The following is an 18,084-nucleotide window of genomic DNA, read 5'->3' as shown; positions in this document are numbered from 1 at the left end:
TATCAAAACGGGCATTGCTGTTCATTACACGGAGTCCGACTTTGCCGTGGGTAAATGGATTCATGCTAGGTATCGGTATAGTCGATAACAGGAGATACACCATGATTTACATAAATTTTAATATGGGTTCCGCTAGTGACAACCTTCAGATGATGCCAGCTATCGGCGGGCAGGCTCATGGCTGCAAAGTCGAGCGCTTGGTAACCGTAATTCATTTTGCCAAGATGCACACCCTGGGCAGTGATATGAGCATAGTAACCCTGCAGATAATCCGGGTTGTTAACAAAGGCCTTGCCGCTCGCCGGATTGTTGACACGGACAACAATTCCCGCGTCTCCCGTTGATGTCAGCCGCCTGATATCCGCCTCAACCGAATAATCACTCCAGAGGCTGCTGCCGATTACCGTTTTGCCAAAGGAGCCTGCCCCTGTTCCTGCATACTCTCCGTTAACAACCGACCAGTCGCCCTCGTAGCGAGTCCATCCATTGTCGTTGCCGTCATTGAAATCATCGTTGATGGAGGTGACTGCGTCCGCGCGCGAGAAGGTGAGCGAGCTTAAATCGTATTCCCCGCTGACCGTTTCAAGCCGCAATTCATGATGGCCGGCAGTCAAATATATACGCTTGCCGCTGGTTAACCGCCAGTTCTCCCAATCTCCCGTGCTGGGGACAGGAACGGGCCCGGTAAGATCTTCGGCTCCATTCCAGAGACGGAACTGCGCATTGGGGAACGTCGTTGCTGCCCGCAGACTCAGATCATAATACCCGGTCTCCGCAACGTTGACACGATATTTGAGCCATTCGCCCGGCTGGTTCCAGCCGATGACATATTTCCCTTCAGACGCCGAAGATCGAATATCAACATGTTCATTCCGGTAAGCGCCGCCCGTGTTCCCTTGACTGAGATCATGGTATGCTGTTCCTTCGCCGCCCTGCATGTAATGAACGGCTTCGATGGTGCCGTCAACGGGCTTATAGGTATTCCATGCACTGTTGCCACCGACTTTGTTGCTAAAGGCAGCATAGCCGAAATCGGCATGGACATTCGACGTGGCATACCCGATCTTGCCTCCGGCCAGACCGGTGATGTTCCGGGTCTGCTTTTTCATGCCATCAACAAAGATGGAGAAGCTGGAATCCTTTTTCTCCACACGGATTTGATGCCATTTCGTATAATTGAAACCCGAAGGTAAGGAAGCATATTCCCATCCCTGACTCACGCCGCCAATGACAAAGTCGGTTTCGAGCCGGTTTAAGCTTCGGTTCAGGACGGCCGTTCCGTAGTTGGATTCATCCTGATATGAAAATACGACGCCGTACACAGGCGTATTGCCAGAGCCTTGCTTCATCTGTTTGGTATGGAACTCGGCCGTATAATCGGCTTCCGTAGCATTGGCCGTTACTTGACGGTACCAAGAAGCATTGCCGATGGTATCTTGCCACATGAGTTCCTGATTATAGATCCCCCAAGTGCCTCCTCCAACATTGATCCATTGGTTTCCGATCGTTGTCCGGTTAAAGCGATCTGCAAACAACGGCAGCTCCGGATTGGTTTGCTCCGATGACGTCGGTCCGAGCACAAGCATTCGGTCCCCGTTCCACACGATTCGATCCAGATTCATCCTTCGTCCCGGATAAACCGAATTTCCTTCATGCGCATGGCTGTGATAAACCATATAGTCCGAATCCAGATCAGGTCCGCGCACAAGGGAGTTGTGCCCAAGGCCGACATGATGGCCTTCCGTTTCAAGGAGAACGGGATTCTGGCCGGACGCGGGCACGAATGCGTGGGTTGCGTTGTTGCTGACAGCATAATCGACCCGGTATGCCGTACTCCATACATGATTGCCGGTATAGGTCATGAAATACTTGTTATTGCGCTTAAGGACGGTAGGACCCTCAGTCCAGCCGTTCATGCTGAGACCGGTCGACACCGCAGAACCAAAGGAAGTAGGGCTGTTCATTGGCCAGGCCATGATCTGATTGGACCCGGTTGCATAAAAGGTCCACTGTCCGTTGTCGTCAACGAAAACAGAACCGTCAATCCCCATGCCCACATTGCCAGTAACCGGAACGAACGGACCGAGGGGACTGTCGCTTTTCAGCACATAATGCCCTCCTCCTCCCGGTGATGTGTACATATAGAAATTTCCGTCCACATGATAGAATACCTCAGGAGCATAAGCGGCTTTGGTAATCGGATCTGTTGCGCATAGACCGCGGTAGGCCCAATTGACAAGATCGGGGGAAGACCACACTTTGATGCCGGACTGGTGGTCAACCGTACTGACATACAGATAATATGTTCCGTTGAATTTGAGGATGTAAGGGTCGCCCTCACCGTAGAAATCGTTATTGTTCCAACGCCAGGAATCCGTTAAATGAAATGGATTACTGTAGGCAAAAGCCTGTACCGGGAACAGGAACGCAGTTGCGAGCGCAGCCATCCCAAGCAGCAGTTTCACGAATTTCAATGTTTGATCAGCTCCAATCAGAAGAATATATGGCTGAGAACTCGGAAATCAAACGATGGACTGTATGAAGTTCACCTCCGTTCCTTTAATATGGGAAACGTTTACATTGAACGTAGTATAGCAGAACAGATGCAATCCCGTTATACCTAATCAACTATAAAATCAGGAGTCCAAGCCTCGTGCATCTGGTTGATCAATGGCTTCATCCGTTAGAGCGGTTGGTTTACAGATCAATAACCCCATGACAACACCAACAATGGACACTGCCGTTACAACAAGGTAGGTGAACGAGAACGCATCTGCCCAGATTTCAACTTGCGGTATTGCACGAGATGAAGCTGATACACGAGCTGTCAACAAGGTTGAGAAGGCAGCCACCGCAAACGAGCCCATCACTTGCTGTGAAGCATTGTTCAAGGACGTAACGCGGTTGATCAGCGCTTGCGGTGCAGATTTCATAACAAATGCATTCAAAGACATGCCATACAATGCATGGCCGGAGCCTGCTAAGGTCATAGCGACAATTAACATTCCCATTCCGCTCCCCGAAGAAACTCTAGAGAGCAGGAAGGCCCCTAGCCCCAGAAGTGCCGTACCGATAATAACCAGCGGCTTTACGCTCATCCGGTCAAAGAGCCTACCGCCAATCTGCATGAGAACGATGCAGGCAATGGCCTGTGGAATCATGAGGAGCCCTGTATCAAATGCATTAAATCCCTTCACCTGCTGGAGGTAAACCGGAATGAGAAAGAAGTTTCCATAAAACGTAACGGCCGTTAGCCAAAGAATCAACATGGCGCTTGTAAAAGACCACGAACGGAATACACGCAGCTCGAGGAGCGGCTCGCTTGAGCGAAGTTCAACCAGAATAAATAGCAGAAGCGCCACTACGCCAACTGCAAGGCCAATGATGGTCTGCATGGAGTCCCATCCGGCATCGCCCCCTTGGTGCACGCCGTAGATGAGGGCTGCAAAAGCAAGGGGGCCGAAAATCATGCCGAGTTTATCCAGCTTGGCTTGAACCTGACTCTCCAACTTAGGCAGATATCGCAGCCCGAGGCATATTCCTAAGATGCCTACAGGCACATTCACCCAGAATAGATAAGGCCAGCTTACGTAATCCACCAACCACCCGGCAAACACGGGCCCGATGGCTGGCGCAATAAGTATGGGAACGCCCAGGTATGAACCCATCACCGTGCCAATCTTGTCCGGAGGACTGATCCGAAAGACGATGGCATAACCAATCGGCATGACAATGCCTCCACCTAAACCTTGAAGTATGCGAAACAGTATAAATTGCTCAGCGTTAATTGAGAGTGCGCAAAGAATAGAGCAGATTGTAAAGATGGAGATTGCCAGAATGAACATGCGCCTGCCGCCAAAGCGGTCAGCCAGCCAGCCGGCTACCGGAATAATGGCCGCCTCGGCCAGTATATAACCCGTGGTTGCCCATTGCATTAAAGATAGTGGGCTTTGAAAGGTGTTCATTAGTTTCGGAATCGCCACATTCATGGCGGTCATATTCAGTAGGACCATAAACATGCCAATGATGATGGCGAATAAGGGCGCGCGGATTTCTTTAATCGTGGTCGACATTTCATCGTCTCCTCGTACTGTATATTGTTGTGCATAACCACATTTCCGGATATATGGCTATTCGAAGAGAATCGCGCGATTCAGAGTGTCGATTCAAGAATGCACCTTGATCAACAGCTATGTGCCAAATTATAATGACTCTAAACCAACAAGAACAGTAGGCAATATTTATTGATAAGATCATTTATTATAGACCAACTTACTTTAGGTTAGGGCGGGTGATGGTTTGAGCGAGCATTCAGAACATAACGAAGAATATGAAGTATGCACGGAGGTTATTGGCGAGGTTTTGAAAATAGTTGCCGTGAAACGGGCCGTCCACGTGATTGGAGAACTGCATGACGGTCCTCAGCGGTTTAACCGCTTACGCCGGAATTTGGGCAACATCAGTACGCAATCGTTGACGGTGATTCTGAGACATTTGGAACAGAACGGAATCATTCAACGGCAAGTCATGCCAACCATGCCGGTTACGGTTGAGTATTCCTTAACGGAGCAGGGAAGAGAATTTGAAGACGTTCTCAATGTGATACATGATTGGGGAGCATCCAGGAGGGAGCATCGAACTTCATTAGGAAAGGCGAGTTCCTTATCCGAGAAATAGCAAACAGAGATCGCAGAAACCGCGTATATCGCGGTTTTTGTGTTGTACGGATACTTGGCCATAGCGAAGATAAGTATTTACGAAGTGGAGAAATACACATAATATGGAGTTATTGGAAAAGTCGCTGAGTCTTTGCAGGCGGTGAAGCACAAGGGAACTGAAGAAAGCGATCAATACCTACAAGGTCATTAAGGTGCCGGATGTGAAAGCCGAGCCCAAATTGCCATAAGAGATAACCGTTAAGTCTGGTGAGCGAATTTATCCTATATCACCCGAAGGAGCTTTCCATAATGATGAAAAATGCCATGGTCCTATTCTGTATATGTTTGATGTTAATGGTCTGTAAATCTAACGTCGATAGCGTTGATACTCCACCTTATGAGGGTCCACCCTATGAGGGTAGGAGCCTAGTTATTGGTTTGATTGGAGAAACTCCGAACATAAGGGAAGAGAATATAGATTTTGAGGAAGTCACGTTCAAACAATTAGAGGAGGGGTTATCGTCTGACCTTGACGCTATTTTCATTACGAAAGAGTTTCTAGTGGAGGCTTCCAATCCACAATATGCAAAAGTCTATCACCATTCGGACATCCCTTTTTTCTATATCGAGTCTAAGAAATCACACGTCCCCTTTACAATTGAGGAGTTATCGTATGCCGATGTTCCTGATCTTTCAGCTTACGCTTATGCCACGGGTTACTATGGCGAGGAATCTCATTACTGGGAATATGGGTTATACAACGATGTACGCAATGAGTCCAATATCCAGGATGTCTATTCCCGAATCTTTACAACGATTGAATCGCTGCAGCTATGAAGGTGCGTGAAGAAATGGATGCCGTAAATATGATGGTATACTAACAACGAACAGAAGAGGGTACTTGCTTTAGGCTGAGGATCGTGGGAAACACGGAGGATTATAAATTACGGAGGTAATAACGGCTGCATGCATCTACATGGCAAGGCAAGGTGAGTAAATTGCCAGAAATAGAAGGGAATATCTGACCAAGTTAGCGATGAAGCGATTATAAAATGATATGGGAAGCTGGTGTGTTAGTGCGTGCAACCATCCCCGCGAAAGGCAGTGAGCAGGATAGATTTCCAAGCGCGTGAAATAAACTGGGTGGAGAAAAGCGACCGAATGGTGTTATTGCTGGAAGATGATACCACACTAAGCGTAACTCCCCTGGATTCCGGGTTGGAGGCTGAGGTTATGAAAATCAGCTCACCCGAGTCTGATTTTGTCTTAAAGGTTTGGAATAAAGAGTCTCAGCCTAATGTGCAATTCCAATATGAAATCTTAAATGCCTTACACACGCATGGAAGTGCGGTTTCGAAACCTGTCGGCTGGGGTTATGAGGTGAATGGCCATCAAGTCCTGCTAACCAGTTACGATGGGACACCCATAGATAAAGTGGATCAGCCCAAACTTAAGAAGCTTGCGAAGAATTTGAATGATGTGCATAAGTTCCCGCTTGATCGTCTGACTGGTTCGGCGTTACCAAGCTACGACTTCATTGATTATTTTTATCCGCAAGTGGATCAGCACCCCGATATCCAGGATTTATTAGTGAAGCTGGTTCAGCGAGCAGACTTGAAGCCAGTGTGCATGATTCATGGGGATTACCATCTGGGCAATATTCTTGAGTCAGAAGGCAAGCTGACCGTGATCGATTGGACTAACGTCCAAATAGGTGACCCTAGATATGACATAGCCTGGTCCATTATCTTGATGTGGATTTATGTAAGTGAGAAGCGGGCCTCTTTCTACCGTGCTGCATTTTGTGCCGAGGGCCGATACGGGGAGGATGAGCTGGAGCTATTCGAAGCCATCGCGTGTTTGCGAGGCATTCTGTTGTTTAGGGCGAATAATCTGCCGAGTTAGGCATGATACAATCTCAAGGCTCAAGTCCATTGTAACAACAAACCAATACTTGCATGGCAAGTTACTCTAAGATGGACCCCTAAATACCTGTGAACGAGAGGTCGCGTGATCGAACGTTTTTTGCACTTTAACGGACACAGGAGACGCTATTTGCTCCAAAAGGAACATTTGAACAAGATAACGGACCTCAGCCGCCTTATTCGGTACAAAATAGGGAAAATGGGCAAATACTTATGGTATAGCGTCTGCTCGGTCCGTTACATTTGCAAACGGCGCGAATTAATGTAAATAACGTCCGTGGAGTCCGTTATGCCATTGGTATGGGCTGATTGGAGTTTTTTGTTGCATGGCTTGCATGCTCGGTTGGATACCTAAAATGACTATAATACGTTAGAGTACAATTAAAGTATATTCATGTGGGGGTTCTGGAGAGTGAGTTCATGTGGGTATTTCAGTCATATGACCTTAATTGGGTCGCTTGGTTCGTGTGTTCGTAATGGGATTCTCTCTACGTGACCCCGAGATTTCAATTACAACATCCTTTCGTACTGGGGCGTGACTATAATTTTGAGAAGACAAAATGTAATGATTGGCTTGGTTTTGGTTATTGGTATTGTTGTTCTATCAGCTTATTATCTTAGTAACGACAAGAAGCTGTATGGAAACGATGAGGGGTCCATCCAAAAAGTAATTCAGTCGATTGAGGGATACGAAAACAGGCAAATCGAGATTCTGGATATATCCGATTTCCATGACAGCAGGGTGGTAGGATTCCTGTCCGACCAAAGGCCGGGGTATATTGAGTTTGCTCGAAATTCCAAAGGGAACTATGAATGGAAACATATAGAGGCAGCGCATGATCCTGTCGGGTTGTTCATGCTGAATAATCCCAAGGAAGGGGTTCAAAAATGGATGGTTGTAACCCATCACGATAATCAAGTCGCCAAAATGCAAGTACGCATTAATGGGGAGTTGTTGGAGCAAACATTCGTCCCTAACCGTGCAGATGTGACTTATATTGAATTACCTCCGTCCGAAGATCAATCGTACACCTTCAGGGACTATAAGTTTTACGATGAACGCGGCATGCTGCTGGATGAATGATACAATGAACTCATAAGACTCATGAATCGATGGAACTATTTTTCAAGGGATCTCAGAATCCATGAATCTTCCTGATCTTCGAATCTGTGAAATTGAAGTTACGAGCCTACAAGGCTCCGAGCAAACCACAGCATAACAAACGGTAATACATGCCGTCTAAGTATAACTGAAGTTCCCACCCGTCCAGTCTATAAGATGGAGGCTGGGGACTTTTTTGTATCCAGATTTGAATGTCGATAGCTAGCATCAACTAAACACACATCTTAATGCGTAATTATAATTACTTCTAAGAGTAAATATATATTGACTTTTAGAGTAATATAAAATACTTTATAACGTAACAGGGTATAGCCTGCCTAGGTGCGGCGCTATTCTGATCATGGGTGTGAAGGGAGAAGAACCGATGTCGAACGTTCATAGGCTAAAACCGGATATTCACTCGCTTCATGGATTTTTCAGCAAAGAGCTGGAACCGGCTCTGTATATTCAGTCAGGCGACACTGTCCTCTATCAAACGTTGGATGCTTCCTGGGGGATTGCGAAGCGCTCTGCGCCAGGTGCGCCAAGAACGAAGTTCACTGAGCGTAAGCCGGGGCGGCAGGAGAAACAGTTTGGGCATGCATTGGTGGGGCCGGTACATATTGAAGGTGCAAAAGCTGGTGACACATTGGAGATCCAGATCAACGAGATTATTCCCGGATCATGGGGTTGGACCTCCGCCGGAGGTTTTCCAAGTTATTGGAACGAGAAGCTGGGGATGCGTGATGTTCAAGAAATCATGCTGGATTTTGAATTGGACGCCAAGACTTTGATAGGCCGGAGTCAATTCGGAACCTTCAAGTACAGCGTGGGTCTGAAACCTTTTATGGGTATAATGGGCATGCCGCCAGGAGAAGAAGGCCAGCATACGACTTTTATGCCGCGCCCCTATGGAGGTAACCTGGATTGCAAAGAGTTAACCGCCGGTTCCACCCTGTATTTGCCGATTCCGGTCGATGGCGGATTATTCTCTACAGGGGATGGTCACGCCGTGCAGGGGGACGGCGAAGTCAGCGGGCCTGCCCGTGGTAATGTCCCATGGAGAAGGTGAGTCTGACCTTTCATATCCGGGACGATATGCCGATTACGATGCCAAGAGCGAAGACGAGCACCGGTTGGCTAACGATGGGTTTTCATGAGGATCTGGACGAAGCGATGTGGATGGCTCTAAGCGGGATGCTTGACCTCATGACGGAACTCTACTCCATTACGCGAACAGAGGCGTACGCTTACGCCACATTGGCAGTAGATCTGCGCGTAACTCAAATCGTGAATACGGCCAAGGGCGTGCACGCATTTTTGCCTTTTGGCGCATTAAGGTAAGAGGGGGGCTAATGATGGATGAAACCCTCAGCCTTACATGCTCTGTAGAAGGAATCAACGAAAAGTAGAACTGTGGAACGATCTGACGCTATTGTCTTGCCCAGTTCTTATGATCCGTGGCATAAAACCAAGTCCTAGGTTTCATTAGATGCAGTGGAAACAATACAAACAATCACTGCCTCAGGCCAAAATCGCGGAATTCGAGCAGTTTGATCACAACATTTTTGAACCGGATGAGGGGTTGTTTGTCTGCACAGCAGATTCTTTTATGGAAAAAAGCACAAAATCAATCCACTATTAAAAAGGGTGTACGCACTTGGATAATCTGAAGCTCAATGTATCACTGTTACGACAAAGGGTTCCGAACCTGACTAGCGCCGCCAAATCCGTTGGACTGCGGCCTGCTACGGTCTCCAATCTGTGCACGGGAAAAATCCCCGTGGGACGGGCGGAAGTCCGCACCATTGCCGCACTGGCATCCCTGGCGAAATGCAGTTTAGATGAACTGATCCTGCGCGGGGAAAGGGTGGATATGATCGAAACAGGCATCAAGCCGCTCGATTTATTTGCTCCGCTGGCAAAAGGCGGCACCGTCGGTTTAGTCGCCCGTCCCGGAATGGGTCAGCTTGTGCTGCTGGGGGAATTGTTCCACCACTTCAAGGCGGGAGGTTATGTGACGATTCTGCTGAAGCCGGAAGGTGAATATCCGGAGCTGCAGGACATGCTTAATGATGTGCAGCGGGTGGCCAACTCTATAGAAGAAACTTATTCAATCGTGGCGAATACAAGTAGGGAGAAGGAGATTGTATTTGCAGCAGACCGGGAGCACGTCTTAACCGGGAAGATCTATGATCTTCAGGAACGTCTTCAACAAGAAGGCATTGAGAATGTCACGACTTTTCTTGTGGATCTAAAAGGTGCAGCTGTTGATGAGGATTTGCCTTACGGTCCCCTGGAGACGCTGTGGTATTTTGATGCGGACCTGGCTGCCAGACATATGTTTCCGGCCGTAAATCCGTTATACTCCACATCTTCCGTATTGGAAGGAGTCCATCTGGATCAGCATCACCTGTCGGTTCAGCAGCGTGCCCAGAAACTGCTGAGGCGTTACCGTGAGCTGCGTTCGCTGGTTCAAGTGCGAGGCCTGCAAGCCATTCCGGCATCCGAGACGGAAGTATATGAGCGTGGAGAACGGCTGGAAGCCTATCTTACGCAGCCTTTTTACGTTGCGGAAGCATATACCAGATTACAGGGCGAGCGGGTATCGCTGCTAGAAACACTAGATGACGTTCAGGCTATCCTAAATGGCAGTATGGATCATCGATCGGTGGAGAGTTTATCCTGGATCGGTACGATCAAATAACGGTAGAATAAGCTCTGTTTCAGCATAAAGTCGATTTTGTGAGTTTTCACATCGGGAATATCGGCTTTTTTGCATGAATCCGCATAATATAATCCGTATGCCCCATAGCTGACAGGTTAAGTCCATTATATAATATGTGCTAGTTTGCACCGTCCGGTTGGCGGCCAGCACAAGAAAGGTAGCCAGCGGTTCATGCGGGGAGAACGAGACCATACATAGAGGAGAAATGAAGATGAAGAGAAAAGGTTGGCTTATTGCATTCGCTGCAGCGTTGTTGTTAACGCTTATCGTGGTGCCGGTTCAGCAGTCTTTCAGTGCAGAGGGAAACCCGACGGCTACTGCCATTACACAAAGTGCCCTGAACGATCAATTCCATCTGGATCATGTGGTGAAAATTTATGTCCCTTCCACCGTGAAAGGGGACATCCCGATTACAGATGCGGCACATCAGAAGTTTGTTGACCAGACCTTGACTAAACTGTCCGGTTGGTTTGGCGGTGCTACCGCGATTCCGGGTGAAGGCGCGTGGGTGGACAACCATAAAACCCTGATCAAGGAAAAAGTTACGATTGTGTACGCTTTTGCCGAAAAACTCGAAAAGGATTCGCTCAATCAAGTGGTGGATTATGCAAAAAAGCTGAAGGACGATCTGGCACAATCCGCGATCTCGCTTGAGGTTGACGGCAAATTATATTTCATCGAATAGGTATTCGAGATAGAAATCATCGCTAAGAAAGGGATGTCTCCTTACAGACTGCGCCGCAGTTGTGGGAGATATCCCTTTTTCTATCTGCGATTTAATAGAGAAACCTCCAGAGGTAAAAGGTAGCGTAGGATTCCCAGTTCGCCCATGCTGCCGATAGTGCCAGAATCTCCTTCTTTGTCGGTTTCTTCTCCGAACCCAGCAGATGTTTGATGGCATTGTGCAGCCCGACATCGTCGATGGGGAATGCCGCGGGCATCCGGAGGCAGCGCATCAGCACATAGTTGGCCGTCCACGGACCGATGCCGCGAATGCTTACAAGTTGTTTTTCAGCTTCTACTAAGCTATTCGTATCAAGCAGCTGCTTTTTCGTCAATTCTCCTTCCGCCATAAGATGTGCCACCCCGATGAGGTACTCGCATTTTTTCACGGTCATACGGAGCCCCTCCAGGTCCTGCACGTTTAGATGTGCGATGTCCTCGGGCCGGGGAAACAACCAGTAAATCTCTCCTTCACATTCCACGCGGCGGCCAAAAGCCTCGACGAATCGTCTTTTTAACGTATATGCATAAGTCAGGTTAATCTGCTGTCCCAGAATACCCCAACACAGCGCCTCGAACAGGTCGGGGATGCCCATGTTGCGCAGTCCATAGAAGGAATGAAGGGCTCGACTGAGCAGAGGGTCATTCTGTGCCATGGCGTAGAAGGGAACCAGATTGGTGTTCAGATCAAACCAGTCCCGGACATAAATCGCCACTTCCGACACGCTTGCTCCATTCCGTTGGGGCAGTATCACCCAGAAACCGTACAAGGATAGCCCGTTCTTGAGGCAGCTCGCTAACTTCAATGACCGCCGTCTCTGAATCGAGAGAAAGCGCTCTGTAAATCGCGTCATGTTGAATATGATAGAGACATTCGTTTGGCGATCTCTGCAAATAATGGAGGTTCTCGGTAAAACTGAATTCCTTCGGCACGTGCAGCTTTAACGAATGCTGAAGATCCTCCCAGCTGTCCTGGGGAAGAAAACGGCCATATGTGTCTTGTTCCTGAGCTATGTCCCCGTTATAGTGGGCGGTTTGGCCCGGCGGCAGCTTCTTCAGAAATATGGGGTCTTGCGCAGGGATTGTGCCGCTTGGCATAGGTTTTGAATCTCGCATGTTCACCGGTTCCTTTCCTTCATAAACTTATCTATACTAGTTGTAACATAAATGCGGATCGTATAATTTTGTTATCTTGCTCTTCTATTCCAAAAAGCGTACAGCGAATCCATCCTGTGGTTATAATGTTAGCGGAGGTGAGGAAACGTGGCAAACCGAATTCAGCCAACCGAAGCACAGTGGAAGGCCATCATCAGCAATGATAAAGAGAGTGACGGCAAGTTTTTCTACGCGGTGCAGACAACCGGGATTTTCTGCCGGCCATCCTGTAAATCCAGACCCCCGAAATTTGAAAATGTGCGCGTGTTCCAATCCCCGGATGAAGCGAGGGCCGAACGCTTCCGACCATGCAAACGGTGCAAGCCGACAGGGGAACGTCTACCGGACCATGAATGGATTGAGCTGGTTACGGAGTATATCGACAACCACTACACGGAGCATTTGACACTCGATGTATTGGCCGATGTGAGCCACGGCAGCCCGTATCATCTGCACCGGATATTTAAACGCGTAAAAGGGTTGACCCCGATGGAGTACATCCAGGATTACCGGATGGACAAAGCCAAGGCGCTCCTTAGGGATTCCGGATTAACCATTTCGGATATCGGCCATAAGGTGGGTTTGGACAACACGGCTTATTTTATCACCTTGTTTAAGAAGAAGACGGGGGTTACTCCACTCCGTTATCGCGGGCAATATGTGTTGAATAATACAAGCATGGAGGTGCAGGATCATAATGAAATCCGATAATACAATAATCTACTGGACTCGACTGACTCATGACAACTGGAATGTATATCTGGCGGCTACGAAGGAAGGATTATGTTATGTCGGCTCGCAGGATAAGCCGTTAGAAGAGTTAGCGGACTGGGTGAACGCCAGGTTCCCTGGCAGCGAGCTTGTGCGGGATGATGCGAAAATGCAGGTATATTCGGAAGAGTTAGCCGAGTATTTTCAGGGGAACAGAGACCGGTTTGAAATGCCTATGGATTACAAAGGTACCGCCTTTCAATCGGCTGTATGGAATGCGTTATGCCATATTCCGTATGGCGAGACCTATACGTATACGGACATCGCCAACCAGATTGGAAAGCCGGCCGCGGTTCGTGCCGTTGGAGCGGCTATCGGAGCCAATCCTTTGCTTATAACCGTGCCGTGCCACCGGGTAATTGGCAAGAGCGGGGCTTTGACCGGTTATCGCGGAGGGCTTGAGATGAAGACCTGGCTGCTTCAGCTGGAGCGCGGGCGTGTCCCGGTGAAGGAGACCGCGGAGTATGTCTAGATCGTTGCAGGAGCGAATCTCGGGACTACATTGGGAAGGGATACAGGGAGCTTTGGATGAGCAGGGATATGCTGTCATTCCAAAGCTTCTGCTGCCTGAGGAATGTACAGAGATCATAAACACTTATTCGGAAGAGGAGCGGTTTCGCAATACCATTGACATGGCTAGACACCGCTTTGGGGTTGGGGAGTACAAGTACTATCAGGCCCCGCTGCCAGGACTCCTGCAACAGCTTCGGGAAGGCTTCTATCCTGAGCTTGCACTGACAGCCAACCGCTGGCTGACGCAGCTGGGAAGCGAGGAGCGGTACCCTGGGACCTTGGCTGAGTTCCTTGAGATGTGCCATTCGCAAGGGCAGGGGCGCTCTACACCGCTCATTTTGAAATATGAGAAGGGCGGCTACAACTGTCTGCATCAGGATTTGTATGGAGATGAATTCTTCCCGTTCCAAGTGGTATTCGTGCTGAATGAGAAGGAAGTCGATTACGCGGGCGGAGAGTTTCTGTTGGTTGAACAGCGGCCGCGGGCACAGAGCCGGGGGCATGTCATTACTTTGGAACAGGGCGCGGGACTGATTTTTCCGACCAACCATCGGCCCGTTCAGGGGACCCGAGGGTATTACCGAACCACGCTGCGGCACGGCGTTAGCACCATCACGGCAGGGACCAGGTACAGCCTTGGGATTATTTTTCATGATGCGAAGTAAAAGGGTTCATAAGTGGGGTGGATTCCTCGGCCAGGATGCCTAGAGAGACATGGTATAATAGAAGAAAGTGCAGAAACGGGGTGTTTGAGATTAAAAGTGAAGTGCTCTATAAGACCCCCAAGACCCTGTTGAATAAAGGAACGGGATTTCTGAACGGATACAGCCATACTTTAAATCCGTACACAGGCTGTACCTTCGCTTGTTCTTATTGTTATGTCCGGCAAATGCCGGTATCGATCTTTCGCAATGGGGAGTGGGGCAGCTGGGTTGACGTTAAGCTGGAATCTGCCGCCATTCTGCGCAAAGAACTGAAACGTGCCAAAACGAAGGGGCCCGTTACGATCTTCATGTCTTCCAGTACCGATCCGTATCAGCCGGTCGAGGCCAAGGAACAAGTAACTCGCGCGCTGCTTGAGGTCATGGTCGGCGAACCGCCGGATTTCCTGTTCGTGCAGACACGAAGTCCCTTAGTCCGGCGGGATATCGATCTGCTGCAGCAGTTAGGTGATCGGGTGCGGGTCAGCATGACGGTTGAGACCGACCGTGAGGACATCCGCAAGCATTTTACGCCATCTGCACCGCCGGTCCAAGCCAGACTGAAAACACTGGAGCTGCTGAGAGACGCTGGGATTCCCACTCAGGCAGCGATCGCACCCGTGCTTCCGAGCACGGCGGCTTTTCCCGAGATCCTGCGGCCGCTTGTGAATCGCGTGTGCATCGACGATTATTTCATGGGCGACGGCAGCGGCGGGAAACGGACGAAGAGGCTGCCTGTTCAGGTGCTGTATGAAGAGCTTGGACTTGAGGAATGGTACGATCCAGCTGCTTATCAGGTCGTTTATGATCGGTTTAGCCAGGCGTTTCCGAAGGAGCAGTTATTCGTGAGCCAACAGGGGTTTGAGCCTTAAGAGCCCGGGGTTGTCGAGTCTGCGGGTGATGGCTTCGTGGATTCGCTAGTTTGTAAGATCATAGAAATTATCTGTTTGGTCGGGATGAGAAATCCGGCCTTTTTTGTCATGTTTAGCCATAGATGATTATGGTATGATAGGCGAAAATAACCAGTATTGCGCCGAGGAGCGAGTGACAATAGAGAGCGACGACCGGGATCCAGGGAAGTTCAATACTTTTTTATGAAAGAGGCGAAGTGAAATGATATATGACGAGATCAATAAAACGATGACGACGGAGAGATTATTGCTTCGCTTATTCAGGGAATCGGATGCTGAAACAGTTGTCAGGCTATGCAATAACTACAATATATATAAAAGCACACTCACGCTGCCATACCCTTATACACTTGATTGTGCTTTGTCATGGATAGAACATCATATACAAAATTTTGATGCGGATAAGTCATATGAATTTGCTGTTTGTGACAGGCACACAGGGACGGTATATGGTGCAATCGCATTAACTAATCATCAGCGCTATGATAATGGAGAAATTGCTTATTGGATTGGTGAGGAGTATTGGGGAAAGGGATATGCAACAGAAGCCTCCAAAGCTATATTGGGCTTTGCCTTTCAGGTGAAACATTATCATAAGGTCTATGCGCGGCATTTTGCTTCGAATCCGGCATCCGGGCAAGTCATACAAAAAACAGGCATGAAACAAGAAGGGGTCTTGATCGATCATGTGAAGAAAGAAAATCACTATGAGGATCTTGTCTACTACGGCATTGTGAAAAATGAATACCAAGAGATTTGATTGATACAGCAATATGGTCTAAGGGAGGGCGTTTCATAACATGATCATACTCATAAGCGGGGTGAGCTGCACGGGTAAGACCTATATGGCTCAAAGATTACTTGAGAAATATCACGTTCCTTATCTTTCGATTGACCATTTAAAAATGGGGTTATACAGAGCGGATCAAAATTGCGGGTTCACGCCGCTGGATTCAACTGAATACATCGGTGAGAAATTATGGCCGATCCTCAAAGGGATCATCATGACCAATATCGAGAATAATCAGAATTTAATTATCGAGGGCTGCTATGTACTGCCTCACCACCTTCAGGATTTGGAGCCATCTTATTCGGAACAAATCATCCCGGTTTTTTTAGGATTCTCAACCACGTACATTGAGCGGAATTTTTATTCCAACATCGTGAAACACAGAGAGGCTATTGAAGCGCGTGTATATCCTGAAGAGGGAACGGCTGCAGACTTTATTCATGAGCATAAGCCATTCCGTGAAAAATGTTCGGCATTCGAAGTTGCGTATTTTGAAATGGAAGAGAACTATGAAGAGGAAATTTCAAAAGCATATGATTTCATAGACCGTGAAAAGCAGAAAATCGAATCGGCTGCGTTATGATGCCATTATCTAACAAAAACGCAATGGTTATATCCGTGATGTTGATTGTGATCTGCCTTTGGTTTTTATTTGCAGGGCCGCTAAGAAAAGAAAGTGTATATAACCAAATCGAAGAAGCTATTCATTCCTTGGAGACCGATTTGAATGAGGTGCTGCATATACACATGGATAGAGCAAGAACACTTGTGTTTTTTTCAACAATCCAAAGCGAAGTCGGGGTAGTAACAGTAGAAGAGGCTTACGGGGGTTTTAGAGTAAAAGAGTATATCGGAAAGAATGAAGTGGGTTTGGAAAATGATCTGAGCTGGTTTGGTTTCGAATCCAACTCGGAAAATATTCATATGCTGTACGGGGTTGTGAATAATCCGGAAACCAGCCATATCTTGCTGTTGAGTGAGGAAAATAAAGCAGCCACTATAATAGAAAACAATTCTCTGACGGTATGGTACGCACTTATGAAAGATGATTTAAACTCACCGATCACGATCCGAAGTTTCAATAAAGAGGGAGAGAAGTTGTATGAAACGGGAGATCCCGAGTATTGGAGCAAACAGTAGGGACCTGAACGATACATCGAAGCTCAGGTATGGGATGATCGCATGGTGGTCCCTTTTCTTTGAAAGATTGCAGGCATGGTTTGCCATCAACATAACAAATGGGAGGTGCTCGTATGCTGATCTCACAAATGAAACCAGAGGCATTATCGAGAGAACAGATTACCAAAGTGGTGTTTGGAGTGGAATCCGAAGTTGATGACGGCACACAGTTGGCAGATATCATCTTTGTATTTGGAGGCAAAAATCTGGATCGAGTGTGGAAAGCGGTTGAACTGTACAACGATGGTCGCGCACCCTATATTTTATTTGCTGGCGGAGATCGATTCGGTGAATGGGATCAACCAGAGGCGACCATGATGCGAGATGAAGCCGTGAAGATGGGGGTTCCACCGGAGTCCATCTTCATTGAAACGATGTCTAACCATACCAAAGAGAATGTGATAGCTTCCCTGATCGTACTCGACCGGGCCCTTGGATTACAGCAAATCCAGCGGTTGTTGTTTGTCAGCGCGCCCAGTCATATGCGCCGATGCCAGCTCCTGCTCAAGACCTTCATGCCGCCTTGGTATGAGTTTGTCTGGAGCCCGGACCATCGTGCCAAAGGGAGAAGAGATAATTGGTGGACCGAGCCTGTTGAAGTGAAACGAGCGATGGGTGAACTCCATAAAGTGATCAGTGGCGTAAAGGGCCGATATTTTATGGATGCGGAAATTGATATTTGAAAAATGTCAGAATTTTCGCTGTGTGTATGCGGTTCTTCGATGAAGGTTCGAACTTGTTGGAGAGCAGCTTACCAAATAAAGTTTGTTTATATTTATATTTTACATTGAGTACCCGTAAGTGATTATGCCAAACTATGGATGTGTAAGGGCATTTCAATTCTTGTTTCTTATGAAAGGAGATGTTTTAAATGACTGCTAATATGGTAATGGTGGTTTTCCCTTAACCGAATATCAGGCATAGTAAG

General features: G+C 47.9%; 18 protein-coding genes and 1 pseudogene. 16 read left to right on the top strand and 3 right to left on the bottom strand.

Annotated elements, in window-relative coordinates:
- Positions 1-65 precede the first annotated feature (65 nt).
- Together PVOR_RS18200 and PVOR_RS18195 are read right to left on the bottom strand one after the other, a co-directional pair.
- On the bottom strand, positions 66-2,465 hold the full coding sequence (locus PVOR_RS18200; RefSeq protein WP_234973036.1) for a family 43 glycosylhydrolase: 2,400 nt from the start codon (positions 2,463-2,465) through the stop codon (positions 66-68).
- A gap of 171 nt (positions 2,466-2,636) precedes the next feature.
- Positions 2,637-4,073 (bottom strand): DHA2 family efflux MFS transporter permease subunit, encoded by a 1,437-nt coding sequence (locus PVOR_RS18195; protein WP_006210902.1) that lies wholly within the window; start codon positions 4,071-4,073, stop codon positions 2,637-2,639.
- Between the two features lie 226 nt (positions 4,074-4,299).
- On the opposite strand from PVOR_RS18195, the gene PVOR_RS18190 reads away from it, so the two are divergent.
- The 8 genes from PVOR_RS18190 to PVOR_RS18160 all read left to right on the top strand — a co-directional run bounded on the left by PVOR_RS18190 (position 4,300) and on the right by PVOR_RS18160 (position 11,098).
- The gene (locus tag PVOR_RS18190) at positions 4,300-4,677 is read left to right on the top strand and encodes a winged helix-turn-helix transcriptional regulator (RefSeq protein ID WP_006210901.1); all 378 of its coding nucleotides are present in this window, start codon (positions 4,300-4,302) and stop codon (positions 4,675-4,677) included.
- A 419-nt stretch (positions 4,678-5,096) separates the two neighbouring features.
- Entirely contained in the window at positions 5,097-5,495 is a 399-nt protein-coding gene (locus PVOR_RS18185) for a hypothetical protein (RefSeq protein ID WP_231888301.1), read from the top strand.
- Positions 5,496-5,762: 267 nt separating this feature from the next.
- A complete protein-coding gene (locus PVOR_RS18180; RefSeq protein ID WP_234973017.1) occupies positions 5,763-6,563 on the top strand; it encodes an aminoglycoside phosphotransferase family protein in 801 nt (266 codons plus the stop codon).
- Positions 6,564-7,148: 585 nt separating this feature from the next.
- A complete protein-coding gene (locus PVOR_RS18175; RefSeq protein ID WP_006210898.1) occupies positions 7,149-7,667 on the top strand; it encodes a hypothetical protein in 519 nt (172 codons plus the stop codon).
- 403 nt (positions 7,668-8,070) lie between these two features.
- On the top strand, positions 8,071-8,757 hold the full coding sequence (locus PVOR_RS18170; RefSeq protein WP_006210897.1) for an acetamidase/formamidase family protein: 687 nt from the start codon (positions 8,071-8,073) through the stop codon (positions 8,755-8,757).
- Positions 8,745-9,029 (top strand): hypothetical protein, encoded by a 285-nt coding sequence (locus PVOR_RS32850; protein WP_006210896.1) that lies wholly within the window; start codon positions 8,745-8,747, stop codon positions 9,027-9,029. Before PVOR_RS18170 ends, PVOR_RS32850 begins: the two co-directional genes overlap by 13 nt.
- Positions 9,030-9,345: 316 nt before the next feature.
- A complete protein-coding gene (locus tag PVOR_RS18165) occupies positions 9,346-10,392 on the top strand; it encodes an ATP synthase beta subunit C-terminal domain-containing protein (RefSeq protein WP_006210895.1) in 1,047 nt (348 codons plus the stop codon).
- A gap of 232 nt (positions 10,393-10,624) precedes the next feature.
- Positions 10,625-11,098 carry a hypothetical protein gene (locus PVOR_RS18160; RefSeq protein WP_006210894.1) on the top strand — a complete coding sequence of 158 codons (474 nt, stop codon included), beginning with the start codon at positions 10,625-10,627 and terminating at the stop codon, positions 11,096-11,098.
- A 91-nt stretch (positions 11,099-11,189) separates the two neighbouring features.
- Here PVOR_RS18160 and PVOR_RS18155 read toward each other — a convergent pair.
- Positions 11,190-12,150: pseudogene (locus PVOR_RS18155) on the bottom strand (DNA-3-methyladenine glycosylase 2).
- Between the two features lie 249 nt (positions 12,151-12,399).
- Here PVOR_RS18155 and PVOR_RS18150 point away from each other — a divergent pair.
- From PVOR_RS18150 to PVOR_RS18115, 8 genes are all read left to right on the top strand, one after another.
- Positions 12,400-13,002, top strand: coding sequence for a bifunctional transcriptional activator/DNA repair enzyme AdaA (locus tag PVOR_RS18150; RefSeq protein ID WP_006210893.1), 603 nt, complete (start codon positions 12,400-12,402; stop codon positions 13,000-13,002).
- On the top strand, positions 12,989-13,534 hold the full coding sequence (locus PVOR_RS18145) for a methylated-DNA--[protein]-cysteine S-methyltransferase (RefSeq protein ID WP_006210892.1): 546 nt from the start codon (positions 12,989-12,991) through the stop codon (positions 13,532-13,534). Before PVOR_RS18150 ends, PVOR_RS18145 begins: the two co-directional genes overlap by 14 nt.
- Positions 13,527-14,240 (top strand): 2OG-Fe(II) oxygenase, encoded by a 714-nt coding sequence (locus PVOR_RS18140; protein WP_006210891.1) that lies wholly within the window; start codon positions 13,527-13,529, stop codon positions 14,238-14,240. Before PVOR_RS18145 ends, PVOR_RS18140 begins: the two co-directional genes overlap by 8 nt.
- Positions 14,241-14,329: 89 nt before the next feature.
- Positions 14,330-15,148, top strand: coding sequence for an SPL family radical SAM protein (locus tag PVOR_RS18135; protein WP_036637441.1), 819 nt, complete (start codon positions 14,330-14,332; stop codon positions 15,146-15,148).
- A gap of 241 nt (positions 15,149-15,389) precedes the next feature.
- The gene (locus tag PVOR_RS18130) at positions 15,390-15,947 is read left to right on the top strand and encodes a GNAT family N-acetyltransferase (RefSeq protein WP_006210889.1); all 558 of its coding nucleotides are present in this window, start codon (positions 15,390-15,392) and stop codon (positions 15,945-15,947) included.
- A 40-nt stretch (positions 15,948-15,987) separates the two neighbouring features.
- Positions 15,988-16,560, top strand: coding sequence for a hypothetical protein (locus tag PVOR_RS18125; RefSeq protein WP_006210888.1), 573 nt, complete (start codon positions 15,988-15,990; stop codon positions 16,558-16,560).
- Positions 16,557-17,117 (top strand): hypothetical protein, encoded by a 561-nt coding sequence (locus PVOR_RS18120; protein ID WP_006210887.1) that lies wholly within the window; start codon positions 16,557-16,559, stop codon positions 17,115-17,117. The genes PVOR_RS18125 and PVOR_RS18120 overlap by 4 nt, the downstream gene beginning before the upstream one ends.
- Before the next feature lie 113 nt (positions 17,118-17,230).
- Positions 17,231-17,839, top strand: a complete 609-nt coding sequence (locus PVOR_RS18115; protein ID WP_006210886.1) for a YdcF family protein — start codon at positions 17,231-17,233, stop codon at positions 17,837-17,839.
- Positions 17,840-18,084: the final 245 nt, after the last annotated feature.

Origin of the sequence: Paenibacillus vortex V453 (genome assembly GCF_000193415.1) — a bacterium.
Classification (GTDB): domain Bacteria; phylum Bacillota; class Bacilli; order Paenibacillales; family Paenibacillaceae; genus Paenibacillus_AQ; species Paenibacillus_AQ glucanolyticus.
Note: the sequence above shows the minus strand (reverse complement) of the source record. Positions and strands in the feature narration are given on the sequence as shown.